At 70.6% G+C, this 22,666-nt stretch carries 18 protein-coding genes, 1 tRNA gene and 1 pseudogene; 6 read left to right on the top strand and 14 right to left on the bottom strand.

Annotated features, from left to right (window positions below; genetic code table 11):
- Positions 1-150: 150 nt before the first annotated feature.
- A complete protein-coding gene (ribA, locus tag ACYUED_RS39645) occupies positions 151-810 on the bottom strand; it encodes a GTP cyclohydrolase II (protein ID WP_266525382.1) in 660 nt (219 codons plus the stop codon).
- A gap of 38 nt (positions 811-848) precedes the next feature.
- Between ribA and ACYUED_RS39640 the strand changes: the two genes are divergently transcribed.
- Positions 849-1,613 (top strand): creatininase family protein, encoded by a 765-nt coding sequence (locus ACYUED_RS39640; RefSeq protein ID WP_491289241.1) that lies wholly within the window; start codon positions 849-851, stop codon positions 1,611-1,613.
- 146 nt (positions 1,614-1,759) lie between these two features.
- Here ACYUED_RS39640 and ACYUED_RS39635 read toward each other — a convergent pair.
- From ACYUED_RS39635 to ACYUED_RS39615, 5 genes and pseudogenes are all read right to left on the bottom strand, one after another.
- A pseudogene (locus ACYUED_RS39635) lies at positions 1,760-2,770 on the bottom strand (lysylphosphatidylglycerol synthase transmembrane domain-containing protein); the annotation flags it as partial.
- A gap of 71 nt (positions 2,771-2,841) precedes the next feature.
- Positions 2,842-3,828, bottom strand: a complete 987-nt coding sequence (locus ACYUED_RS39630) for a class I SAM-dependent methyltransferase (protein ID WP_491289240.1) — start codon at positions 3,826-3,828, stop codon at positions 2,842-2,844.
- Positions 3,825-5,015 carry a glycosyltransferase family 4 protein gene (locus tag ACYUED_RS39625; protein WP_491289239.1) on the bottom strand — a complete coding sequence of 397 codons (1,191 nt, stop codon included), beginning with the start codon at positions 5,013-5,015 and terminating at the stop codon, positions 3,825-3,827. Before ACYUED_RS39625 ends, ACYUED_RS39630 begins: the two co-directional genes overlap by 4 nt.
- The gene (locus tag ACYUED_RS39620; protein WP_266927151.1) at positions 5,012-5,410 is read right to left on the bottom strand and encodes a 6-pyruvoyl trahydropterin synthase family protein; all 399 of its coding nucleotides are present in this window, start codon (positions 5,408-5,410) and stop codon (positions 5,012-5,014) included. The genes ACYUED_RS39625 and ACYUED_RS39620 overlap by 4 nt, the downstream gene beginning before the upstream one ends.
- 165 nt (positions 5,411-5,575) lie before the next feature.
- Entirely contained in the window at positions 5,576-6,559 is a 984-nt protein-coding gene (locus ACYUED_RS39615) for a zinc-dependent alcohol dehydrogenase (protein ID WP_491289238.1), read from the bottom strand.
- Positions 6,560-6,667: 108 nt separating this feature from the next.
- On the opposite strand from ACYUED_RS39615, the gene ACYUED_RS39610 reads away from it, so the two are divergent.
- Complete coding sequence (locus ACYUED_RS39610) at positions 6,668-7,453, top strand: CDP-alcohol phosphatidyltransferase family protein (protein WP_491289237.1); 786 nt, start codon at positions 6,668-6,670, stop codon at positions 7,451-7,453.
- 89 nt (positions 7,454-7,542) lie between these two features.
- Here the strand turns inward: ACYUED_RS39610 and ACYUED_RS39605 are convergent, their stop codons facing one another.
- From ACYUED_RS39605 to ACYUED_RS39590, 4 genes are read right to left on the bottom strand one after another with little or no spacing between them, the layout of a single operon-like run.
- Entirely contained in the window at positions 7,543-8,907 is a 1,365-nt protein-coding gene (locus ACYUED_RS39605) for a GH1 family beta-glucosidase (RefSeq protein WP_491289236.1), read from the bottom strand.
- 41 nt (positions 8,908-8,948) lie between these two features.
- On the bottom strand, positions 8,949-9,788 hold the full coding sequence (locus ACYUED_RS39600) for a carbohydrate ABC transporter permease (RefSeq protein WP_491294640.1): 840 nt from the start codon (positions 9,786-9,788) through the stop codon (positions 8,949-8,951).
- Positions 9,789-9,795: 7 nt separating this feature from the next.
- Positions 9,796-10,821: a carbohydrate ABC transporter permease gene (locus ACYUED_RS39595; RefSeq protein WP_491289235.1), complete on the bottom strand. Its 1,026-nt coding sequence runs from the start codon at positions 10,819-10,821 to the stop codon at positions 9,796-9,798.
- 5 nt (positions 10,822-10,826) lie between these two features.
- Positions 10,827-12,143, bottom strand: coding sequence for an ABC transporter substrate-binding protein (locus ACYUED_RS39590; protein ID WP_491289234.1), 1,317 nt, complete (start codon positions 12,141-12,143; stop codon positions 10,827-10,829).
- A gap of 211 nt (positions 12,144-12,354) precedes the next feature.
- Between ACYUED_RS39590 and ACYUED_RS39585 the strand changes: the two genes are divergently transcribed.
- Positions 12,355-14,142 (top strand): pectate lyase-like domain-containing protein, encoded by a 1,788-nt coding sequence (locus ACYUED_RS39585; protein WP_491289233.1) that lies wholly within the window; start codon positions 12,355-12,357, stop codon positions 14,140-14,142.
- Between the two features lie 45 nt (positions 14,143-14,187).
- On the opposite strand, the gene fusA is transcribed toward ACYUED_RS39585, so the two are convergent.
- The gene (gene fusA, locus ACYUED_RS39580; RefSeq protein ID WP_491289232.1) at positions 14,188-16,230 is read right to left on the bottom strand and encodes an elongation factor G; all 2,043 of its coding nucleotides are present in this window, start codon (positions 16,228-16,230) and stop codon (positions 14,188-14,190) included.
- A 549-nt stretch (positions 16,231-16,779) separates the two neighbouring features.
- On the opposite strand from fusA, the gene ACYUED_RS39575 reads away from it, so the two are divergent.
- Positions 16,780-17,235 carry a tellurite resistance TerB family protein gene (locus ACYUED_RS39575; protein WP_232650709.1) on the top strand — a complete coding sequence of 152 codons (456 nt, stop codon included), beginning with the start codon at positions 16,780-16,782 and terminating at the stop codon, positions 17,233-17,235.
- 339 nt (positions 17,236-17,574) lie between these two features.
- Here ACYUED_RS39575 and ACYUED_RS39570 read toward each other — a convergent pair whose 3' ends face one another.
- Entirely contained in the window at positions 17,575-18,012 is a 438-nt protein-coding gene (locus ACYUED_RS39570) for a BlaI/MecI/CopY family transcriptional regulator (RefSeq protein WP_491289231.1), read from the bottom strand.
- Positions 18,013-18,104: 92 nt separating this feature from the next.
- On the opposite strand from ACYUED_RS39570, the gene ACYUED_RS39565 reads away from it, so the two are divergent.
- Both ACYUED_RS39565 and ACYUED_RS39560 read left to right on the top strand, forming a co-directional pair.
- On the top strand, positions 18,105-19,253 hold the full coding sequence (locus tag ACYUED_RS39565) for an acyltransferase family protein (RefSeq protein WP_491289230.1): 1,149 nt from the start codon (positions 18,105-18,107) through the stop codon (positions 19,251-19,253).
- Positions 19,254-19,940: 687 nt separating this feature from the next.
- Positions 19,941-20,618, top strand: a complete 678-nt coding sequence (locus ACYUED_RS39560; protein ID WP_491289229.1) for a hypothetical protein — start codon at positions 19,941-19,943, stop codon at positions 20,616-20,618.
- A 104-nt stretch (positions 20,619-20,722) separates the two neighbouring features.
- Here ACYUED_RS39560 and ACYUED_RS39555 read toward each other — a convergent pair.
- Positions 20,723-20,810 (bottom strand) — tRNA-Leu (locus tag ACYUED_RS39555).
- A gap of 843 nt (positions 20,811-21,653) precedes the next feature.
- Positions 21,654-22,652 carry a sugar phosphate isomerase/epimerase family protein gene (locus tag ACYUED_RS39550; protein ID WP_491289228.1) on the bottom strand — a complete coding sequence of 333 codons (999 nt, stop codon included), beginning with the start codon at positions 22,650-22,652 and terminating at the stop codon, positions 21,654-21,656.
- Between the last annotated feature and the right edge of the window lie 14 nt (positions 22,653-22,666).

Here is a 22,666-nt window from a genome sequence, read left to right as displayed (position 1 = left end):
GGCCTCCGGGCGCGGGGCGTCGGCCGCGAGAGGGCCGGCGCTCAAGGGGCTGATGTCCACGAAGGGTACGCGGCCGGGGCGCGGGTCACGGCCCACCTCGCCGACGGCAGGTCGCGGCGGACACCGGCGGCGGCGAGGTGGTGGGCGTGATCAGGACAGGTGCGCCACCGCGTCCAGATGCGGCAGGACATGGTCGAGGCGTTCGCGCTTGGTGCGCAGATAGGTGATGTTGCTCTCGCACGGCGGGATCAACAGCGGCACGGTCTCGGCCACTTGGATGCCGTGTTGCACCAGCGCCTCCCGCTTGCGCGGGTTGTTGGACATCAGCCGTACCGAGTTCACGCCCAGGTCCTGCAGGATCCCGGCGGCGACGCCGTAGTCACGGGCGTCCACCGGCAGTCCGAGCGCGAGGTTCGCCTCGACGGTGTCCAGGCCCTCCGCCTGCAGCGCCATCGCCCGCAACTTGGCCAGCAGACCGATCCCGCGGCCCTCGTGGCCCCTCAAGTAGACGACGATGCCGCTGCCTTCGGCGACCACGGCCTTCAGCGCGGAGGCGAGCTGGTCGCCGCATTCGCAGTGCTGGGAGCCGAACGCGTCACCGGTCAGGCACTCGGAATGGAGCCGGGTGAGCACGTTGTCCGTGCCGATCTCACCGTGGACCAGGGCCACTTGTTCGTCACCACGGTCATGGTCCATGTAGCCGACCGCCCGGAATTGTCCGTACACCGTGGGCAGCGGTGCATTCACAATCCGCTCCACGCCCGTGCGCTGCGCGGACTTCTTGCCGAGGACGCCGATTTTATCTGTCATGATCTGATTCCTAAGCAGAGACGAAGGGCCGTGAAGAAATGAGTGATTCGGGCGGGCGTACGGCGGCGAACGGGCTGGTGCCGGCGGACACTACGGAAGAGGTACGGACCAGGGCGGCGGGTGTCTCAACGCAGGTCGCCGTCCTTCCGGTCGGGAGCTTCGAGCAGCACGGTGCCTTCCTTCCACTGGCGACCGACACGCTCGTCGCCTGTGCCGTGGCCCGGGAGATCGCCGCGGCGTACCCGGTGCACCTCCTGCCCCCGGTGACGATCTCCTGCTCGCACGAGCACGCGGCCTGGCCCGGAACCGTCAGCATCTCCTCGGTGACCCTTCATGCGGTGGTGTCGGACATCGCGGCCTCGCTCCGTCGCTCCGGCGTCGACGCCCTGGTGGTGGTCAACGGCCACGGCGGAAACTACGTACTGGGCAACGTCGTTCAGGAATCCTCCGCCCGCGGCGAGCGCATGGCGCTCTTCCCGGCCGTCGAGGACTGGGAAGCGGCGCTGCAGCGGGCGGGGGTGGCCACCTCGCTGCTGACCGACATGCACGCGGGAGAAATCGAGACCTCCATCCTTCTGCACGCTCACCCGGAATTTCTCCGACCCGGTTATGAAACCTCCGATTTCATCGCGGACGACCGCCGTCATCTGCTCACCCTCGGTATGTCCGGCTATACCGATTCGGGTGTCATCGGGCGCCCTTCGCTGGGTTCCGCGGAAAAAGGGAAGGAACTGCTCGCGAGCCTCGCGGATTCGTTCGGCGCGTATTTCTCGCTCCTCACGTCGGCGGACGGGCGCGGATAGCCGGAGCCGGGTTCCGGGGCCGCCTGGGCCGTCCCGGAACCGTCGCGCAGGCCCGTGTACCAGCGGGCCACGAGGACGACGGCGCCCGGCAGCGCGGCCACGAAGCTGAGCACGCCGTACACCACGGCGACGGCCACGCCACTGCTCGCGCCGAGTCCGGCCGCCCCGAAGGCCCAGGCGGTGACGCCCTCCCGCGGCCCGAAGCCGCCGATGTTCAGCGGCAGCCCCATGGCGACGAGCGCCAGTACCGCGAGGGGCAGCAGGGCGGCGACGGAGGCGCGGGAGTCCGCGACCCGGGCGGCGAGCACGAACATCCCGAGGTGGCCGGCCAGGATGAGGAGCGAGGAGACGGTCACGCCCGGCCAGTTGCGGCGCGACAGCAGCCCCTCGCGGGCCTCGGCCAGCGTCGAGCGCAGAGCCCGTCCGCGCCGGGACGGCGCGCGGTTCATCCGCAGCGCGATCACGACGGCGAGCGCGCCCACGGCGGCGAGCGCGACCAGCGGTGCGAAGTGCCGCACCTCGTCCCGTACCGGCGAGTCCATCGTCAGCAGCATCGCCGCTCCGACGACCGTCAACGCGGCCTGCCCCGCGACCCGTTCGAGGACCACGGAGCGTACGCCGCGGCCCATGTCGCCGGCGCTCCGCCCGTGCCGGACCGCCCGGTGCACATCGCCGAGGACACCGCCGGGCAGGGCGGCGTTCAGGAACAGCGCCCGGTAGTAGTCGGCGACGGCCGCGCCGAGCGGCAGCCGGATCTTCAGGCCCCGGGCCACCAGCGCCCAGCGCCAGGCGCTGAGCACGGTGGTGGCCACACCGATCACGAGCGACACCAGCAGCGTCGTGGCGTCGATGCGCCGCAGCCCGTCCAGCAGGACGCCGCTACCGAGATGCCACAGCAGGGCGCCGAGGATGACGACGCCTGCGACGGTGCCGAAGTGGGTCCGTACGGCACGGGAGTTGAGCCGGGCCAGGACACCGCGCCACCGGGAAACCCCGGTGTCGCGCCCGGGCCGCTCGGAGGAGACGATCACGCCGATACGGGCCTTGGAGACGGCGGGCCCGCTGGGCGGGAGGGAGGCGGCACCACCGGTCCGTACGGCACCGGTCCGCCCGTCCACCGTGCGGGTCGCGGCCCCGGTCCGCGTGTCGACCGCCATGCCCCGCTCGGCCTGCACGCCTCGTTCACGCTGCTCCGGCAGCACCACGACCGGCCTGACCGTCTCCACGCTCATGACGCCCCGTCCGCCGGCCGGGACAGCGCCAGCAGGTCGCTGTGGTGGACCGTGACGCGCAGCTCGCCCGCCTCGCAGGCCGCCAGGCGCTCCTGCAGATACCGTTCTGCACGTGCCGTCAGCTCGGGGCGTTCCTCGACCGCGGCGCCGACCCAGCCGCGCAGCCACTGGGCGGTCAGCGCGGCCTCGCCGGGGCCGAGCCGCCAGGGGCTCGGGTTGACCTGTACGGTCGCGCCCCGCTCCGAGAACGCCTCGCACGCCACCGTGATCGCGTCCGGGCCGAGCATGCCGTCCCGGCGCTGGTGGGCGTTGAACGCGTCGGTGATCTCCGCGTCCATCGGGTCGGACGGGGTGAGCTCGACACGTCCGGCGACCGAGAGTGTCAGCAGGGCCGGGCAGCGGGCCCCGGTGCAGGCGTCGGCGAGGGTCTCGATCTCCTCGCGGGTGAGGACGTCGAGGAGCGCGGAGGCCGTCACCAGGGAGGCGCCGGCCAGGCCGTCCGGGGTGAGCCGGGCGATGTCGCCGCGGCGGGTCTCCACGGTGACCCGGCTGCCGTCGGCGGCGGAGCGCGGCGAGGCGACGGCCGCGAAGTGCAGGAGGTAGGGGTCGCGGTCGTGCAGGACCCAGTGCTGGGCACCGTCCAGGCGGGGCGCGAGCCACCGGCCCATCGAGCCGGTGCCGCAGCCCAGGTCGTGGATGACGAGCCCGGCCTTGCCCGGCAGGTCGGCCAGCCGGATCCGCAGCGGGTCGAGCAGATCGTGCGCCCGCCCGGCGGCGTCGGCCGGTTCGCGCAGTTCGAGCCACTCGGGCGCGTAACGGGGCGGCTCCTGCGGCCCGGTGTCCCGCAGCCGTACGGTGGCGCGCTCGCCGGAGCCCGGGGCAGCGGGGCCGGCGCCGGGGATCACGGAGTCCACGGGCACGGAATCCTCCCTGGGCCCGGACTGTGCCGGGATCTTCTCACCGATCTGTACGGTCCTGTTCATGCCGCCCTCCGGGGTTCGCTCGGCAGCCGGCCCAGTACTCCGGCGAGGCTGCGGGCCGTGGTCGCCCAACCGTCCAGGGCGGCCCGTCGGCCCCGGGCGGCGGCCTTCAGCCGGCGTCGTACGTCGGCCTCGCCGAACCAGCCGCGCAGTTCGGCGGCGAGGGCCGCGGGGTCCTCCGGCGGGACGAGGATGCCGGGGACACCGCCGTCGGGGGCGCGCCCGACCGCCTCCGGGAGCCCGCCGACATCGGTGGCCAGCACGGGGATGCCGCGGGCGAGGGCCTCCGTCACCGCCATCCCGTAGGTCTCCGCGTACGAGGTGAGGACCATGAGGTCGGCGGTGTTGTAGCTGGCGTCGAGCTCGGCGCCGGCCTTCGGGCCCGCGAGCTCGATGCGGTCCTGCAGACCGTGCTCCTTGATCAGCAGCCGCAGTCGGGCGACGTATTCGGGGTCGTGCCCGAGTCCGCCGACGCACACGCAGCTCCATGGCAGGTCCCTCGCCGCGGCCAGCGCCTGCACCAGCCGGTGCTGCCCCTTGCGCGGGGTCACCGCGGCCACGCACAGCAGGCGGGAGAGGCCGTCGGTGCCGGAGGCGAGGGGCGCGATGTCGGCGCCGGGGGCGGCGACATGCACCCGTTCGGGGGCGAGGCCGTGGTGGGCGACCAGGCGGCGCACGGCCCAGTCGCTGGTGGCGATCACGGCGGGAACGGCCCGGAGCACGTCGCGCTCCTTGGCGTCCAGCTCGGCGGCCACGGCGGGTTCGAGACCCGTCTCGTCGCCGAGCGGAAGGTGCACGAGGACCGCGAGGCGCAGCCGCTCGGCCTCCGGGACGACGACCTCCGGGACGCCGCAGGCGACGATCCCGTCCAGCAGGACGACCGCCCCGTCCGGGAACTCCCGCAGCGTACGGGCGAGTTCCGTACGGGCCGCCGCTCCCGGCCGGGGCCACTCGCCGGCCACGGCGTGCTGGTGGACCTGCCAGCCGAAGCCGGGCAGATCCAGGCTCACCCGCCGGTCGTAGGCGTTGCCGCCGCTCGGCGCGGCCGGGTCGTCGACACCGCCCGGCAGCACGAAGTGCACGGAGCGCAGGGACATGGGGATGATCTCGGCGTTCTTCAGGGCGGAGTGCTTGACGGGCACATAGCCGAGCGCGGGCTGCTGCACCTTCTCCAGGGTCACGTCGGTCACAGGGCACGCTCGTAACTCGCCCAGGCGATGTGCGACTCGTGCAGGGTCACGGCGATCCCCGCGATGCCCCTGGCGCCCTCGCCGAGCGCGCCCTTCTCGATCCGCTCGGCGAGCCGGTCGGCGATGACCTTGGCCAGGAACTCCGTGGAGGTGTTGACTCCGGCGAACTCGGGCTCGTTGTCGAGGTTTCTGTAGTTCAGCTCGCTGACCACGGCGCCCAGTTCCTGCGTGGCGAGTCCGATGTCGACGACTATGTTGTCGTCGTCCAGCTGCTCGCGCCGGAATGTGGCGTCCACCAGGAACGTCGCTCCGTGCAGGCGCTGCGCGGGTCCGAAGACCTCGCCACGGAAGCTGTGGGCGATCATGATGTGATCGCGGACGGTGACACTGAACAACGGACGACCCTCCAGGTGCGGCACGTCTGGCCCCCCGGCTGTTGGCCGCCGGGGGATGCCCTAGTAATACGGCTCTTCGGTTTCCCGCGTTCAACCGCCCCTCACTCTTTTCTCAGGTCAGGCGGCCTTGCAACCCCGAAAGTCGTCCCAAATTGAACGACTCCGTCACTCTGTGTCCTCGTACCTGACCCGGTGGCACAGCGCCGGAATCTCCCCGGAGGCCAGACGCGGCATGACGTCGGGCAGTTCCTCGAAGGCGCACTCACCGGTGATGAGGGCGTCGAGCGCGGGGTCGGCGAGCAGGTCGAGGGCGAGGTCGAGCCGGTCGGCGTACGTACGGCTGGAGCGGCGGGCCGGGGAGACGGTGCCGACCTGGCTGCTGCGGATGACCAGCCGCCGGGAGTGGAAGGCCTCGCCGAGCGGGAGGCTGACCTTCCGGTCGCCGTACCAGCTCAGTTCGAGGACGGTGCCCTCGGCGCTGAGCAGTTCCAGGGAGCGGGCGAGGCCCTGTTCGGTGGCGCTGGCGTGGACGACGAGGTCGCGTCCGTCGAGGGCGTCGCCGGGCAGGGCGAAGTCGACACCGAGGGCCTGGGCGACCTTGGCGCGGGTGGGGTCGGCATCGACCAGCTGGACGCGGACGCCGGGGAAGCGGGCCAGCAGGGCGGCCACCGAGCAGCCGACCATGCCGCCGCCGACCACCGCGATCCGGTCGCCGACCAGGGGCGCAGCGTCCCAGAGGGCGTTCACGGCGGTCTCGACGGTGCCGGCGAGGATGGCCCGCTCGGCGGGCACGGTGTCGGGTACGACGGTCACGGCGGCGGCCGGGACGACGTATCGCGTCTGGTGCGGGTAGAGGCAGAACACCGTCCGGCCGGCCAGTTCGTCCGGCCCCTCCTCGACCACGCCGACGTTGAGGTAGCCGTACTTCACCGGTGCCGGGAAGTCGCCCTCCTGGAACGGTGCCCGCATGGCCGCGTGCTGGCTCTCCGGGACGCCGCCGCGGAAGACGAGTGTCTCCGTGCCACGGCTGACTCCCGAGAAGAGCGAGCGCACCAGCACCTCGCCCTCCGCGGGCCCCGGGAGATCGGTGCTCCGTATCTCACCGAGACCCCGACGACTGAGCCAGAACGCGCGTGCGATGTAGTTCATCTGGCCTCCTCCTGAACCATCTGGAAGTTGTTCACGTACCGAGGTGTGCACAGGCCGCGCACAGAGCGCGGCGTTGATCGACTCTGTCATATGGCCGGAGGGTGTGCGGTGGCCCTGAACAACACTTACGACGCAAGGCTGGTCCAGCAGGAGACCGCTGTGGGAGCGGGCGTTCAGATCCTGTTGCTGGCCCTGCTCGGCACGGCGATCGGCATGGGGCCGGCAGGGTGGCTGACCGGCCTCGCCTTCGCCGTCGCCAGCTGGGCGGTGCTCTCCCGCGCGCTGCACCGCTCCCGGTTGCGCTCCTTCGGCCCGGCCAACCGGGTGACCCTCGGCCGGGCCACGCTGGTGGGCGGTGTCACGGCCCTGGTCGCGGACTCCTTCGAGAGTTCCCCGCCGGTCACGCTGTTCGTCGGCCTGACGGCGGTGGCCCTGATATTGGACGGCGTCGACGGCAAGGTGGCCCGCAGGACGGGCACGTCGACCGCGCTGGGTGCCCGTTTCGACATGGAGGTCGACGCGTTCCTGATCCTGGTGCTCAGCGTGTACGTGTCGATGCATCTCGGCCTCTGGGTCATGCTCATCGGCGGCATGCGCTACGGCTTCGTCGCGGCGGCCCGTGTCTGGCCGTGGCTGAACGCCTCGCTGCCGCCGAGCACGGCCCGCAAGGCGGTCGCCGCGTTCCAGGGCATCTTCCTGCTGACGGCCGCCTCGGGCCTGCTGCCCTACAGGGCGACCTCCGCCGTCGTCGCCACGGCGCTGACCACGCTCCTGTGGTCGTTCGGCCGGGACGTCCTGTGGCTGTGGCGGACCTCGCGGGTCCAGGAGGGCGAGGTCGAGGAAATGCTGGAGCGGGAGACGGTGCTGCCGGAGCGCGAGACGGTGGCGTCCTGAACGCCCCTCACTCCTCCGGCGCCGCCGGTACATCGTGAAGTCCCGCACCTGACCCGATACACCGCTGGGCCCGATACCGCAGGTCGCCGTCAGGCGGCGTGCCGGGCCCGCCCCCGATGCTCACGGATGATGTCCGCGTACCGGTACCCCGTCCCCTTGATGGTCCGCACCTGCGTCCGATAGTCCACATGGACCAGCCCGAACCGCTTGTCATAGCCGTACGCCCACTCGAAGTTGTCCAGCAGCGACCAGGCGAAGTAGCCGGCCAGCGGGGCGCCCTTACCGGCGGCCGAGGCGCAGGCGGCCAGGTGGTGTTCGAGGTAGCGCCGACGCTCGGGGTCGTCCACCCTCCCGTCGGGGCCCACGACGTCGGGATAGGCGGACCCGTTCTCCGTGACGTACAGGCGCCGGGCGCCGTACTCGTCGGTGAGGCGGAGCAGGAGGGTCTCGATTCCGGTCGGGTCGACCTCCCAGTCCATGCCGGTACGCGGGACGCCGAGGCGGCGGACGGAGCGCACGTGGGGCGCGGGGGCGGACGGGGCGTCGGCGACGGTGGCCGGCATGTAGTAGTTCAGCCCGAGCCAGTCGAGGGGGGCCGCGATGGCCGCCAAGTCGCCTTGCTGTTCCGGGAGTTCGACTCCGTACACCCCGCGCATGTCCGACGGGAAGCCGCGGCCGTGCACCGGATCCAGCCACCAGCGGTTGACGTGGCCGTCCATGCGTCGGGCGGCCTGTACGTCCTCGTCGCGGTCGGTGGCCGGGTGGACCGTGGACAGGTTGTTGACGAGGCCGACCTGTGCGGACGGGGCCGCGGCGCGGATCGCCCCGACCGCGAGACCGTGGCCCAGGAGGAGGTGGTAAGAGGCGCGGACAGCGGCCGTGAGGTCGGTCAGGCCGGGTGCCATCCTGCCCTCCAGGTGGCCGATCCAGGCCGAGCAGAGGGGTTCGTTGAGGGTGGCCCAGTGGGTCACGCGGTCGCCGAGGCGTTCGGCGACGACCGCCGCGTAGTCGGCGAACGCGAGGGCGGTGTCCCGCTCCGGCCAGCCGCCCCGGTCCTGGAGAGCCTGCGGGAGGTCCCAGTGGTAGAGGGTGACGGAGGGGGTGATGCCCACCTCCAGCAGGGCGTCGATCAACTCGTCGTAGAAGGCGAGGCCCTTGGGATTGACCGGACCGTCGCCGGCCGGCAGCACCCTCGGCCAGGCGATCGACAACCGGTAGGCGTTCGTGCCCAGTTGGCGCATCAGGGCGATGTCCTCGCGCCAGCGGTGGTAATGGTCGCAGGCGACGTCGCCGTTGTCGTTGCCCGCGACCTTGCCGGGCGTGTGCGAGAAGGTGTCCCAGATCGACGGAGCGCGCCCGTCCTCCGCGACGGCTCCCTCGATCTGGTACGCCGCTGTGGCCGTGCCCCACAGGAAGTCGTGCGGGAAGGCGGCGAGGTCTATGCGGTCGGACACGGAAGTCCCTTCGAGACACGTGGAGTCGGTTGCGCGAGGGTTCACTTGACGGCCCCTGCCGTCAGCCCGGCGACGAGGTAGCGCTGCAGCAGCAGGAAACCCGCGACCACGGGCAGGCTGACGACGAGCGAGGCGGCCATGATCTGGTTCCAGTAGACGTCGTTGAGCGTGGAGTAGCCCTGGAGACCGACGGCGAGGGTGCGGGTGGCGTCGTTGGTCATGACGGAGGCGAAGAGCACCTCGCCCCAGGCGGTCATGAAGGCGTAGACGGCAACGGCGACGATGCCGGGGATCGCGGCCGGTACGACGATCCGGAACAGCGCGCCCAGCGGGCCGCAGCCGTCCACCAGTGCCGCCTCGTCGAGGTCGCGCGGCACCGAGTCGAAGTAGCCGATCAGCATCCAGACGGAGAAGGGGAGCGAGAAGGTGAGGTAGGTGAGGATCAGGCCGCCGCGTGAACCGAACAGGGCGATGCCGGTGGCGTTGCCGATGTTGACATAGAGGAGGAACAGCGGGAGGAGGAAGAGGATGCCCGGGAACATCTGGGTGGACAGGACGGTGACTGTGAACACGCGCTTGCCGCGGAAGGAGTAGCGGCTGACGGCGTACGCCGCGAACACCGCGATCACCACGGAAAGGACGGTCGCCGAACCGGCCACGATCAGCGAGTTCACGAAGTACCGCGCGAGCGGGACCGTCGACCAGATGTCGATGTACGGACGGGCCGTCAGATTGCTGGGCAGCCAGTGGAATTCGCCCGTCACGTCGGCGAGTGGCTTCAGCGAGCTGGAGATCATGACGTACACCGGCACCAGCACGAAGCCGGTGAGCAGGGTGAGGAACACGCGCCGGGACCAGAGGAACGAACTCGGCGGCGCCATGGGGGATCTAGACATCGGCCGTCTTCCTTCCTCGGAGTCCTCGGGATCCACGGGATCCACGGGATCCACGAGAAGTGAGCAGCAGGTAGACGCCCGTCACGACCAGCAGGAAGAGCAGCAGGAGTACGGACATCGCGGAGCCGGTGCCGAAGTTCCAGGTGACGAAGGACGCTTGGTAGATGTGGACCGAGATGAGGTCCGCAGCCTCCGGGGCGGCCTTGCCGAACAGGACGTACGGCGTGTTGAAGTCGTTGAAGGTCCACAAGAACAGGACCAGGACCAGGACTTGGTTGACCGGTCGCAGCGACGGCAGGGTGATGCGGCGGATCTGCTGCCACATGCCGGCGCCGTCCAGCGCCGCCGCCTCGTACAACTCCCGCGGAATGTTCTGGAGTCCGGCCATCACGATCAGGAAGGCGAACGGCCAGCCCTTCCACACGGACACGGTGAGCAGGGCGTAGAAGCTGTTGTCGCCGATGAGCCAGAAGGACGGCTTGTCGGTGAGGTGCAGCTGGTCGTGCAGAACGTGGTTCACCAGGCCGTTGTCGTGCTGGAACATGAACACCCAGGTGATGACGGCCGCGTAGACCGGTAGCGCGTAGGGCACCAGGAACAGCGCCCGCAGCAGGCCCCGGCCGCGGAAGGCGTCCTGCATGCAGACCGCGGCCGCCGTGCCGATCAGCCAGCACAGACCGACCGACAGCAGGGTGAAGCCGACGGTGACGAAGAAGGAGTGCAGCAGCGCGCTGCCGACGGGGGCGTCGAAGTCCACCGACACCTTGTAGTTGTCGAGCCCGGACCAGGGCGCGGCGCCCCAGTCGCGGATGTAGAACTGGGTGAGTTCCTTGAAGCTCATCACGATGCCGACGACCATCGGCACCAGGTGGACGAGGAGTTCGAGCAGCAGGGCGGGCAGGAGGAGCAGGTAGGGCAGGCCGACACGGCGGATCCGCCCGGTGCGACGACGCGGTTCGCGCGCCGCCGCACCGGGGGAAGCCTCCCTCGCCGGTTCCTTGAGGGCTGTGGTGGTCATCGGGCTCACTTCGCCGGCATCTGCTGCTGGGCCTTCTGGAGCTTGGCCTTCACCGAGCCGGTGGTGACCGCGCGTCCGGCCGCCACGTCGGCGAACAGGTCCTTGACGGCCGTACCGACCGTCGTCTCGAACTGCGACTCGTCGGCGACCTGCGGCAGCGCCGCGGCGCTCGTGGCGAGGGTGTTCTTGAGGACTGAGTTGGACGCGGAGTTGAAGGTGGCGTCCTGCTGGGCGGCCTTGACCGGCGGGATCGAGCCGTACGCCGTGTTGAGGATCTTCTGTTCCGCGTCGCTCGTCATGAACGTCACGAACTTGGTGGCGCCGTCGAGGTTGTCGGTGTTCTTGAAGACGGCGAGGTTGATGCCCGCGACCATCGAGTTGACCTGCGTGCCGGTACCGGGGGTGCCGGACTGCACGGGCACGGGGGCGATTCCGTACGAACTGTCGCTCATTCCTTGCGACTTGAGGTTGGCGGCGGCGGACTGCCACAGCAGCATCGCCTGTTTGCCCTTGGCGAAGTCGCTCACCGACTGGTTCTGCGCGTACTCGGCGTCGCCGGTCGGTATGACCTTGTCCTTGGCCATCAGGTCGACGTACTGCTTGACAGCGGTGACCACGCCGTCGTTGGTGAAGTCGGCCTTGCCGTCCGCGGTGAAGAAGTCGGCGCCGTGCTGCTTGGCGAAGACGAAGACGTGGTGGATGTTCTCCGCCAGGTTCGCACCCTCGGCGCCGAGCGGCGACTTGCCGTTCGCCTTGATCTTCTTGCCGTCGGCGATGAGCTCGTCCCAGGTGGCCGGGGGCTTGCTGATGCCGGCGTCGGCGAAGATCTCCTTGTTGTAGTAGAGGGCGTAGGCCATCGAGTACAGCGGGACCGCCGCCGGGTCCTTGCCCTCCGCGCCGGTCGAGCCGAGCGCCGAGTCCACGAAGCGGTCCCGGCCGCCGATCCTGGTGAAGTTCTTGGCGTCCCACGGCAGCAGCGCGCCGGTCGCCTGCAGGGAGGCGCTCCAGGTGTTGCCGATGTTCAGGACGTCGGGGCCCTGACCGGAGGTTGTCGCGGTGAGGATCCGGTTCAGCAGGTCGGACCAGGGCACGACCTCCAGCTTCACCTTGACGCCCGTCTGCTTCTCGAACTTGTCGAGCTCGGGCTGCAGGACCTTCTTGTCGACGGCGATGCCGGCGCCCTGGTTGGAGGCCCAGTACGTGAGCGTCTTCGGCGAGTCGTTGGACCCGCCGCCCGTCGGCGAACCGCCTCCGCAGGCCGAGGCGGCAAGGGCGAGTGACATGGTGACGGCGCCTACGGCCGCGGCTCGGATGCTGCGCATGGCTCCCGGTGTCCCTTCGGGGATTGCACTCATGACTTAATTTAGGACGTGAGTTAAACCTCGAGGGATGTGCTCGTCAAGGGGTACGGCAACCCTTGTGGAACTCCGGCCGCACCTCTTGACGCGCCCGTTCGGATAGTTGAAGCATTCACTGGCAAGAGAGCGCTCCCAAACCCCACCCCGTTCACTTCCTGAACAGGAGAGCCGCCCCATGCCCCTGCCTGACATCGGCCGGAGATCCATGCTCGCCGCGGCGGCCGCCGCAGCCCCTGTCGCACTCGGTCTGTCCGCCCCCGCCTCTGCGGCCCCCGCCACCCCTGCGCCGCACTCCGTCAGGAAGCCGCGGCGGCTCCCGGGCGGCGGCGACCTCGGCCCGAACGTCCTCGTCTTCGACCCGTCCACGGCGGGCATCCAGGCCAAGCTGGACGAGGTGTTCAAGCAGCAGGAGTCGGCCCAGTTCGGCCCCGGCCGCTACGCGCTGCTGTTCAAGCCGGGCACGTACAACGGGCTCAACGCCCAACTCGGCTTCTACACCTCGATCATGGGCCTGGGCCTCTCCCCCGACGACACGACCATCAACGGGGACGTCACCGTCGACGCGGGCTGGTTCAACGGCAACGCGACGCAGAACTTCTGGCGCTCGGCGGAGAACCTCGCCCTGGTCCCGGCCAACGGCACCAACCGGTGGGCGGTCGCCCAGGCGGCCCCCTTCCGCCGTATGCACGTGCGCGGCGGTCTCAACCTCTCGCCCGCGGGCTACGGTTGGGCGAGCGGCGGCTACATCGCGGACAGCCGCATCGACGGCCAGGTCGGCCCGTACTCGCAGCAGCAGTGGTACACCCGGGACAGCGCGGTCGGCAGCTGGCTCAACGGCGTCTGGAACATGGTGTTCTCCGGCGTCGAGGGCGCCCCCGCGCAGAGCTTCCCGAACCCGCCGTACACCACGCTCGACACCACCCCGGTCTCCCGGGAGAAGCCTTTCCTCCATGTCACCGGCAGCTCGGATCTCCACGTCTTCCTGCCGGAGAAGCGGTCGAACGCCCGCGGGGTCTCCTGGGGCAACGGCACCCCGCGTGGCACCTCGCTGCCCCTGTCGCAGTTCTACGTCGCCAAGCCGGGCGTCTCGGCGGCGACCCTCAACCAGGCGCTCGCGCAGGGGCTTCACCTGCTGCTGACGCCGGGGATCTACCACCTCGACCAGCCTGTCCAGGTGAACCGCGCCAACACGGTCGTCCTGGGCCTCGGTTACGCAACTCTCGTACCCGACAACGGAGTCACCGCTCTGCGCGTCGCGGATGTCGACGGTGTACGTCTGGCGGGGTTCCTGGTCGACGCCGGACGGGTCAACTCCCCCACCCTGCTGGAGATCGGCCCGAGCGGTGCCTCACGCGACCACTCCGCCAACCCGACCACCGTCCAGGACGTCTTCGTCCGCATCGGCGGCGCGGGCGCCGGCAAGGCCACCACCAGCATGGTCGTCAACAGCCGGCACACCATCGTCGACCACACCTGGGTGTGGCGCGCCGACCACGGCGAAGGCGTCGGCTGGGAGACCAACCGGGCCGACTACGGAGTGGTCGTGAACGGCGACGACGTACTGTGCACCGGCCTGTTCGTGGAGCACTTCAACAAGTACGACGTGCAGTGGAACGGGCAGCGGGGACGCACGATCTTCTTCCAGAACGAGAAGGCCTACGACGCCCCGAACCAGGCCGCGATCCAGAACGGCTCGGTGAAGGGGTACGCCGCCTACAAGGTCGGCGACGGGGTCACCGCGCACGAGGGCTGGGGCCTGGGCAGTTACTGCTTCTACAACGTCGACCCGACGATCGTGCAGCACAGCGGCTTCGCCGCGCCGAACCGGGCCGGAGTGCGCTTCCACGACCTGCTGGTGGTCTCCCTGGGCGGCAAGGGCCAGTACGAGCACGTCATCAACGAGACGGGCTCTCCCACGTCGGGGACGTCGACGGTGCCCTCCACGGTGGTGTCGTACCCGTGAGCCGGAGGCGGCCCCTCCCGCATGCGGGAGGGGCCGCCCGGCCGGTCACCGGACCGGTGTCACGGCCGGCGCCGGTGCGTAGCCGGTGGGCCGGGCGGTGAAGGTGCCCCGGCCCTGCGTCCGGCTGCGCAACCGGGTCGCGTAGCCGAAGAGTTCGGCCAGCGGCACGGTGGCCGTGACGACCGCCGCGCCACCGCGCATGGCCGAGCCCGAGACCCGGCCGCGGCGCGCGGCGAGGTCGCCGAGCACACCGCCGACGGCGTCCTCGGGGACGGTGACCGTGACCTCCACGACCGGTTCCAGAAGAACCATCACGCAGGTGCGCAGGGCTTCCCGGAGACCGAGTCTGCCTGCCGTGCGGAAGGCGGTGTCCGAGGAGTCCTTCACATGGGTCGCCCCGTCGGTGAGGGTCACGCGCAGCCCGGTCACGGGGTGCGCGCCCAGCGGGCCCTCGGCGAGAGCGTCCCGGCAGCCGGCCTCGACCGCCCGGACGTACTCCTGCGGCACCCGCCCGCCGACGACGGCCGAGCGGAACTCGAACCCGTCCTCCAGCGGCTCGACATCGAGGACGACATGCGCGAACTGCCCTGCTCCGCCGTCCTGTTTGACGTGCCGGAAGACCAGCCCGGACACCCCGCGCCCGACTGTCTCGCGGTAACTCACCCTCGGACGGCCGACGTTGACCTCCACCCCGTGGGCGCGGCGGACCTTCTCCGCCGCGACCTCGAGATGCAGTTCGCCCATCCCCGACAGCACCGTCTGGCCGGTCTCGGGGTCGGACCGCACGACCAGCGAGGGGTCCTCCTCGGTCAGCCGCGCGAGCGCCGAGACCAGCTTGTCGGCGTCGGTCGACGTACGGGCCTCGACCGCCACGGAGACCACCGGGTCGGTGACACCGGGCGGTTCGAGGACGATCGGGGCGCCGGGGGCGCACAGGGTCGAGCCGGCGCGGGCGGACTTCAGCCCGACCACGGCGACGATGTCCCCGGCGACCGCCCGGTCCAGGCGGGCGTGACGGTCGGCCCGGACTCGCAGGATCCGCCCGATCCGCTCGGTACGGCGCGCGCCCGTGTCCCACACGGCGTCTCCCTTCTCGATCGTTCCCGAATACACCCGCAGATACGTCAGCCGCCCGGTCGGGGTGGCGTTCACCTTGAACGCCAGCGCCGCGAACGGAGCCGCCGAATCGGCCGCCCGCTCCTGCTCCGCCCCCTCGAACGTGCCCCGTACGGCGGGCACGTCGAGCGGCGAGGGCAGATACGAGACCACGGCGTCGAGCAGCGGCTCGATCCCGCGGTTGCGGTAGGCCGAACCGCACAGCACCACCACGCCTTCGCCGCTGCGGGTCAGCTCCCGCAGGGCGGCGACCAGGGTCGACGGGGACAGGGCCGACTGCGCGCAGAACTCCTCCAGCGCGCCGGTGTGCAGTTCGGCCACTGTCTCCTCCAGCCGCCGCCGACGCCGGTAGGCCTCCTCGCGCAACTCCTCGGGCACCGGCCCCTCCACGGCCGTGTCGCTCCCCTCGCCCCAGATCAGCGACCTCATACGCACGAGGTCGACGACACCGCTGAAGGCGTCCTCCGCTCCGATCGGCAACTGCACGACCAGCGGCGCCGGATGGAGCCGTTCCCGGATCGACGCGACGGCCGCGTCGAGGTCGGCGCCCGCGCGGTCCAGCTTGTTGACGAAGGCGATCCTCGGCACGCCGTGCCGGTCGGCCTGCCGCCACACGGACTCGCTCTGCGGCTCGACCCCCGCCACGGCGTCGAACACCGCGACCGCGCCGTCGAGCACCCGCAAGGAGCGCTCCACCTCGTCGGCGAAGTCCACATGCCCAGGCGTGTCGATGAGGTTGATCCGGTGACCGTCCCAGGCGCAGCTCACCGCGGCGGCGAAGATGGTGATCCCACGGTCGCGCTCCTGCGGGTCGAAGTCGGTGACGGTGGTGCCGTCGTGGACCTCGCCGCGCCGGTGCGTGGTGCCGGTGGCGTACAGGATCCGCTCGGTCACGGTGGTCTTGCCGGCGTCGACATGGGCGAGGATGCCGAGGTTGCGGACGACGGCGAGGGTGTTGGGGTTGGTGCGCACGGCCCGTTGGCCTTTCTGCTGATCTTGGCGATCGGAACAGGGCAGCGCGATTCCCGTACGAGGACATGAGAAGCCATGAGAAGCCATGAGAGGAACGCACGGTGCATGACCACGGGCACGACCATGGCTTGATGGGACGTCAACAGTCCGTTGTACAGCCGGTGTTGGCGTGCTCAGTCGCTCGTCACGGGCATCCGGTGCCGGCCGCGCAGCGGGCACCGGGAGGACGGGGACACGAGGATCACCTCGTACTGCGAGTGAGGGACGACGACAGCGGTGCGGTACTGCATGGCCGGTCTCCCCTCGTCACTCGTCCCGCACGTCACGGCGACGCACGATGCGTGCTGAGTGTAGGGAACGCGAGGGGAGCGGAGCACCGCATTTTCTGCGGGCCCCGGCTTCCGCGGGCCCCGTCAGCCTCGTGAACTTTGCGGAGAGGGTCGGAACTTATCCGCCGGGCCAATAGTTTCTACGTTGCTGTAGACACCGATGAGGCATCGGGCTGCCGACCGGGCGGGCCGAGCCCCGACCTGAACGACTGGAGTTCTCATGGCCCTGTGGGACCGCATCAAGGAATCCGCGTCGACGATGCAGACCCAGCTCGTGGCGAAGAAGAACGACCTGAAGAGCGGCGCCTTCCGCGACGCCAGCATGGCGATGTGCGCCCTGGTCGCGGCGGCCGACGGCACCATCGACCCGGCCGAGCGGCAGCGCGTCGCCCAGCTCATCGCCACCAACGAGGTCCTGCAGAACTTCCCCGCCGACGACCTGCGCCGCCGCTTCGAGGAGAACCTGAACAAGCTGACGACCGACTTCGCCTTCGGCAAGGTCAGCGTGCTGCAGGAGATCGCCAAGGCGAAGAAGAAGCCTGCCGAGGCCCGTGCCGTCGTCCAGATCGGCATCGTGATCGGCGGCGCCGACGGAGACTTCGACAAGACGGAGCAGGCCGTCGTACGGGAGGCCTGCTTCACCCTCGACCTGCCGCCGCACGAGTTCGACCTCTGACCGGTCCGGCGGCGCCCCCGACGGCCTACGCGGGGTCGCCGCCTTGAGGACCAGGAACATCGTGACCGTCGAGTTCGACGAGTGCGCCGAGTTCGCTGAGGACACGGTTGGAGAGAGCCGCCAGGGGTGGGCGCGGGCGCCGGCCGGGAGAAGGGCTGCCCTGGCGAATGCGCCGGTCGCCGACTGCCTGTGCCGCTGCCTGCTGCGCAGGCCCAGCATGCCGGCGGCGGAGAGCAGACGGGTCGCCGCCCGCGGATGCAGCCGGTGTTCGGCGAGACGCCTGACGGGCCACCCGGTCAAGGGCAGGCCGAGCGGCCGGACCACGAACACGCCCAAGGGTCAGGACTCCCGACCTTCTTCCCGCGAGTCACCGTCACTGGCTCCGGTCTCCCGAAGGAGCTTGCGCAGCAGTTCCTCGTCCTGGGGCGGCAGGGAGGAGACGAAGCTGGCCAGCACCGCCTCCCGGTCGGTCTCACCGTCCAGCACCCTGCGCATGCGGTGCGCGGCCAGGCCCGCCTCGTCCGCCGCGGCCGTCCACGCGAAGGAGCGGCCCACCCGCTGCCGGGTCACCACGCCCTTGGCCTGGAGCCGGGTCAGGATGGTGATGACGGTGGTGTAGGCGAGGGTGCCGCCGAGGCGCTCGCGCACCCAGCCCGCCGGCACCGGCTCCGGCGCGGCCCGCAGGGCGGACAGCACCTGGGCCTCCAGCTGCCCCTGCCCGCGCCGGCGAGCAGGCGCGTCCGCCTCCGGGCCGTCACTCCTGTCCTGCTTCCCCACGCCACCTCCCGGTAGTGCACCGCACCGGCCGGCGCCCGCTCCATCGTAGTGAGAGGGGGTTTACGTCTCACAGAACCGGTGAGGCGCGTGGGATGTCCCACCCCCAGACCACAGCCGTGACCCAGGCCCGACACTCACCCGCAAGCGAGGTTTCCGCACGGGGTGCGCAAGAAGGGCGGGCGACACAGCGCGACGCCTATTTCGACAACGCGAAGTATCTGGCGATCGTGCTGGTGGCGATGGGCCACTCGTGGGAGCCGCTGCGGGACGGCAGCCGGACCGTCACCGCGCTCTACAACCTCGTCTACGCCTTCCACATGCCGGCGTTCATCGTCATCTCCGGCTATTTCTCCCGTGGGTTCGACGCGAGCCCGGCGAAGATCAGACGGCTCGTGACCGGTGTCGCCGTCCCGTACGTCGTCTTCGAGGCGGCGTACACCCTTTTCACCCGCTGGACCGACGGTGTCCCGGACCGGCCGGTCACCGTCCTGGACCCCCTGTATCTGACGTGGTTTTTGATCGCGCTGTTCATCTGGCGGCTGACGACGCCGATCTGGCGGAACGCGCGGTGGCCGCTTCCGGCCGCGCTCGTCGTCGCGATGCTGGCGACCGTCTCCCCGTCCATCGGCAACGACCTCGACCTGCAGCGTGTGCTGCAGTTCCTCCCCTACTTCGTGTTCGGCCTCTGCCTGCGGCCGGAGCACTTCCGGCTGGTGCGCCGCTGGCGGGCGCGTGTGCTGGCCGTGCCGGTGTTCGCCGGTGCGCTCGTGGTGTCGTACTGGGCGGCCCCCCGGATGACCGGCGCCTGGTTCTTCCACCGCGACAGCGCCCAGGAGCTGGGCGCGCCCGCCTGGTACGGGCCGGTGATGACACTGGCCGTCTTCGGCTGCTCGATGGTCCTGGTCGCCTGCTTCCTCGCCTGGGTGCCAGGGCGCCGCATGTGGTTCACCGCACTGGGCGCGGGCACCCTGTACGGCTACCTGCTGCACGGATTCGTCGCCCAGGGGTCGAAGTTCTGGGGCTGGTACACCCCCGGCTGGATCCACGGGCCGCTCGGCGAGATCACCGTCACACTCGGCGCCGGTGCCATCGTGACCGTGCTGTGCACACCGCCTGTCCGGCGGATCTTCCGCTTCACCGTGGAGCCGACAATGGAGTGGGCGTTTCGACGAGACACACGCGGGGCAGCGCAGCGCGCCCGCCGGCAGGGAACTCGGTCCGGGTCACAAGCGCTGTCCTGACACCCACCGAGCAACCGGGGCCACCACGTCGTCCGCCAGACCGACGGGCCCTGCGGGGCAGGGCCTCCCGCACTCCCGCCACGGCGACCCTGATCGCGGCACCCACAGGGTGACCCCTCCCGATCGACCCGCCTGCGAGTACCACCAGCCCCCTCCTGGGCGCGCCGGCCGTGTTCGTACTGACCCCGGGCGCCGGCAAGTTCGTCGCCCGGGGGTCCGCCCACGTCTCCGCCGACCGCCTCGCCCTGGCCCTGGCCCGCGAGGCCCGGGCGGGGCCGAGGCCGTGAGCAACTCACCCATCTCGTCGAGGAGTCGAAGCCGCTCGGGTTGATCGGTGCGACCCATTCCGCGCTGCTCACCCCTTCACTGACCGAGCCCGAGACAGCGATGCGTGACCTCCCGATCCCGGCCGCAGGGATCACCTCGGTCGACCCGCCGCCGGCATCGCCGAGGTCCTGCGGGTGGCGGCCGACAGCGACCGCACCCGTCTGCTGGTCCGCGACGGGGACGCAGGGCTGGGTTCCGTCCGCGCCCGGGACGCGCCGGTGGCCCGCGACGAGGGCCTCACCACGAGCGCCCGCGGTCTGGCCCGCCCAGTGCCCGAACTGAACGAGGACACCGCGGTCGCCGGGGCGTCAGCCGCCACCGGGTCCGCTCCCGATCGAGGAGCGGATACGGTGGCGTCGGATGGTGCAGGCGGTGGAAGCGGGGGACATGAGCGGGTACGAGACGGCAGTGGCACCGGGCGGGGCACCCGAAAGCGCGGCACGCGCGCCGCGTCCACCGAAGTCCGGTGCGCGCAAGGCGCTCAACTCCCTTGCCTGGGCGGTTGCATTGCCGGGCTCGATGATCCTGGGCGCCGGGATCGGCCAGTGGATGACCTGGATCGGTGTGGTCGCCATGCTGGCGTCCGTCGCGGTCGCCGCCTGTCTGATCGGGGGCTCCTGGCATCGAGCCGGTGCCGCGTCGCTGGCCTCCTTCGGCGGGTTCGCGCTGATGCTCTTCGCCGGGCCTGCGGTGTACGAGGTCTACATGAAGTCCGTGGGTGAGCCCGTCGCCGCCGTGGTGACCGAGGTGACCGACCGGCACAACCGGCACGGTGCGGACATGTTCTGCACCGTCCGGGAGACCGGCGGCGAGCACCGGACGTACGAGGTGTCCCAGCAGGAGAACTGTTTCGGCCAGGCCAAGGTCGGCGACCACGTCGAGATCCGCAAGGACCCACTGGGCCTGCTGGACCCCCGGTTGCCCGACAGCCCGGACCAGCAGCACACCACCGAACTGACCGTCGCGATCAGCGCGGGCCTCGCCCTTCTGACGGCCGGCGCCACCTTCTACGGCGGCCAGCGCCGCCGGGCCGGCTAGCGCAAGTCGGGCCGGCGGCGCCCGACGGGCCGCCGACCCACTTCCGGACATGCAAAAGACCCCTGATCAACAGGGGTCTCAGCTGGCAACTGCGTAACTGGTACTGGTGTCCGAGGGGGGACTTGAACCCCCACGCCCGATAAAGGGCACTAGCACCTCAAGCTAGCGCGTCTGCCATTCCGCCACCCGGACAAGGTGTCTGCCGCCTGGACTGGGGTGTTCCCCGCGGCGACATGGACAACAATACCAATGTTTCGGAGTGCCCTTCACCTGTATATCCGGGCCCCGGAGCCCGGCCCCGGACGTGCCTGACCGGGCACGATGGCGTCACCGGAGGTGATCGGTCCACTACGGTCGCGGACCGGACCGCCGATCATTTCGAGACGCGTTCGCCCGCCGGCCCCATCTGCAGGGCCCGCACGAGCGTGGCCACTGTCTTCTCCTCCAGCGGGGTGCGGAAACAACGCCCGGCGGCCCGGCCCCCTCCCCCGCCTGACACGAGGACTCCTCGCCGGCGGGTGTCAGCTCGACGATGTTCTTGCGCCCGGTCCTGCGGGCCGCGCCGTCTGCGCACCAGGTTCTGGTCCTCCAGGGCCTGCCGCCGGTCACGGGACCTGAGGACGGACAGTTAACAGATGCATGAAGGCCGGAGCCACCCCGCTCGGCGCGCTTGCCGCGCGAACGGGCTCGCCGGCCTCCCGTTCGCCCTTGGCGAGGGTGCCCTGCTGGAAGTCCTCGGCGGCTGCCGCCGGTGCGGCTCCCGGGTCGGCGACGGCTGCGCCGACCCGGGGCGCCGTGAAGGTGTGGGATGCGCCCGCGAGGAGCGCGCCGCCGAGGAGGGCGACGGATCCGCGGAAGCGGCGTCTGTGGTCTCGATTCTGTCGGTGCCGGCGTCGCTGGTGTTCCCGTGCACCAATGCCTCCAGCAAGGGGCCGGTTGTAGGGGCGGGTGGGGTGCGCCGGGATGCGCCGCCATCCCGGAGATCTGACGATCAGCCACTTGCCTCCAGGAAGATCTGCCGCCGGTCCGGGAGGATCAGTTGCCGAAGGCCGCGTCGAAGGAGGCCGACGGCGGTTCGAAGTCGTACGCCTTCAGGCGGGTGAGGGCTTCGGGGGCGCCCTGGAGCCGGTCCATGCCGGCGTCCTCCCACTCCACGGAGACGGGGCCCTGGTAGTCGATGGAACGCAGCATCCGGAAGACGTCCTCCCAGGGGACGTCACCGTGTCCCGCGGACACGAAGTCCCAGCCCCGGCGCGGGTCGCCCCACGGCAGGTGGGAGCCGAGGCGGCCGTTGCGGCCGTCGAGGCGCTTGCGGGCCTCCTTGCAGTCGACGTGGTAGATCCGCTCGCGGAAGTCCCACAGGAAGCCGACCGGGTCGAGGTCCTGCCACACGAAGTGCGAGGGGTCGAAGTTCAGGCCGAAGGCGGAGCGGCCGCCAACTGCCTCCAGAGCCCGCTGAGTTGTCCAGTAGTCGTAGGCGATCTCACTCGGGTGGACCTCGTGCGCGAACCGCACGCCCTCCTGGTCGAAGACGTCCAGGATCGGGTTCCAGCGTTCGGCGAAGTCCTCGTAGCCGCGCTCGATCATCGCCTGGGGCGCGGGCGGGAACATGGCGACCAGGTGCCAGATGGCGGAGCCGGTGAAGCCGATGACGGTGTCGACACCGAAGGCGGCCGCGGCCCGCGCGGTGTCCTTGATGCGCTCTGCCGCCCGTCGCCGGACACCTTCCGGGTCTCCGTCACCCCACACCTCGCCCGGCAGGATGGCCTGATGGCGTTCGTCGATGATCGCGTCGCACACGGCCTGGCCGGTCAGGTGGTTGGAGACGGCCCAGCACTTGAGGCCGTACTTGTCGAGCAGTTGCTTCCTGGAGTCGATGTACGCAGGATCCGCGAGGGCCTTGTCGACCTCGAAGTGGTCTCCCCAGCAGGCGAGTTCGAGGCCGTCGTAGCCGAAGTCGCGGGCCAGGCGGCAGACTTCTTCGAGTGGCAGGTCGGCCCACTGGCCGGTGAAGAGCGTGAACTGACGCGGCATTCTCCTGAACCCTC

The organism is Streptomyces sp. DF42, from assembly GCF_058267695.1.
This window is presented reverse-complemented; position numbering and strand designations above follow the sequence as displayed.

Excerpts from the sequence above, each read along its gene's own strand:
- ACYUED_RS39565 (WP_491289230.1), top strand. The coding sequence starts at position 18,105 with ATGTCCCACCCCCAGACCACAGCCGTGACCCAGGCCCGACACTCACCC.
- ACYUED_RS39575 (WP_232650709.1), top strand. The coding sequence starts at position 16,780 with ATGGCCCTGTGGGACCGCATCAAGGAATCCGCGTCGACGATGCAGACC.
- ACYUED_RS39600 (WP_491294640.1), bottom strand. The coding sequence starts at position 9,788 with ATGGCGCCGCCGAGTTCGTTCCTCTGGTCCCGGCGCGTGTTCCTCACC.
- ACYUED_RS39585 (WP_491289233.1), top strand. The coding sequence starts at position 12,355 with ATGCCCCTGCCTGACATCGGCCGGAGATCCATGCTCGCCGCGGCGGCC.
- ACYUED_RS39590 (WP_491289234.1), bottom strand. The coding sequence starts at position 12,143 with ATGCGCAGCATCCGAGCCGCGGCCGTAGGCGCCGTCACCATGTCACTC.
- ACYUED_RS39550 (WP_491289228.1), bottom strand. The coding sequence starts at position 22,652 with ATGCCGCGTCAGTTCACGCTCTTCACCGGCCAGTGGGCCGACCTGCCA.
- ACYUED_RS39560 (WP_491289229.1), top strand. The coding sequence starts at position 19,941 with ATGGTGCAGGCGGTGGAAGCGGGGGACATGAGCGGGTACGAGACGGCA.
- ACYUED_RS39630 (WP_491289240.1), bottom strand. The coding sequence starts at position 3,828 with ATGAACAGGACCGTACAGATCGGTGAGAAGATCCCGGCACAGTCCGGG.
- ribA (WP_266525382.1), bottom strand. The coding sequence starts at position 810 with ATGACAGATAAAATCGGCGTCCTCGGCAAGAAGTCCGCGCAGCGCACG.
- ACYUED_RS39595 (WP_491289235.1), bottom strand. The coding sequence starts at position 10,821 with ATGACCACCACAGCCCTCAAGGAACCGGCGAGGGAGGCTTCCCCCGGT.
- ACYUED_RS39640 (WP_491289241.1), top strand. The coding sequence starts at position 849 with ATGAGTGATTCGGGCGGGCGTACGGCGGCGAACGGGCTGGTGCCGGCG.
- ACYUED_RS39615 (WP_491289238.1), bottom strand. The coding sequence starts at position 6,559 with ATGAACTACATCGCACGCGCGTTCTGGCTCAGTCGTCGGGGTCTCGGT.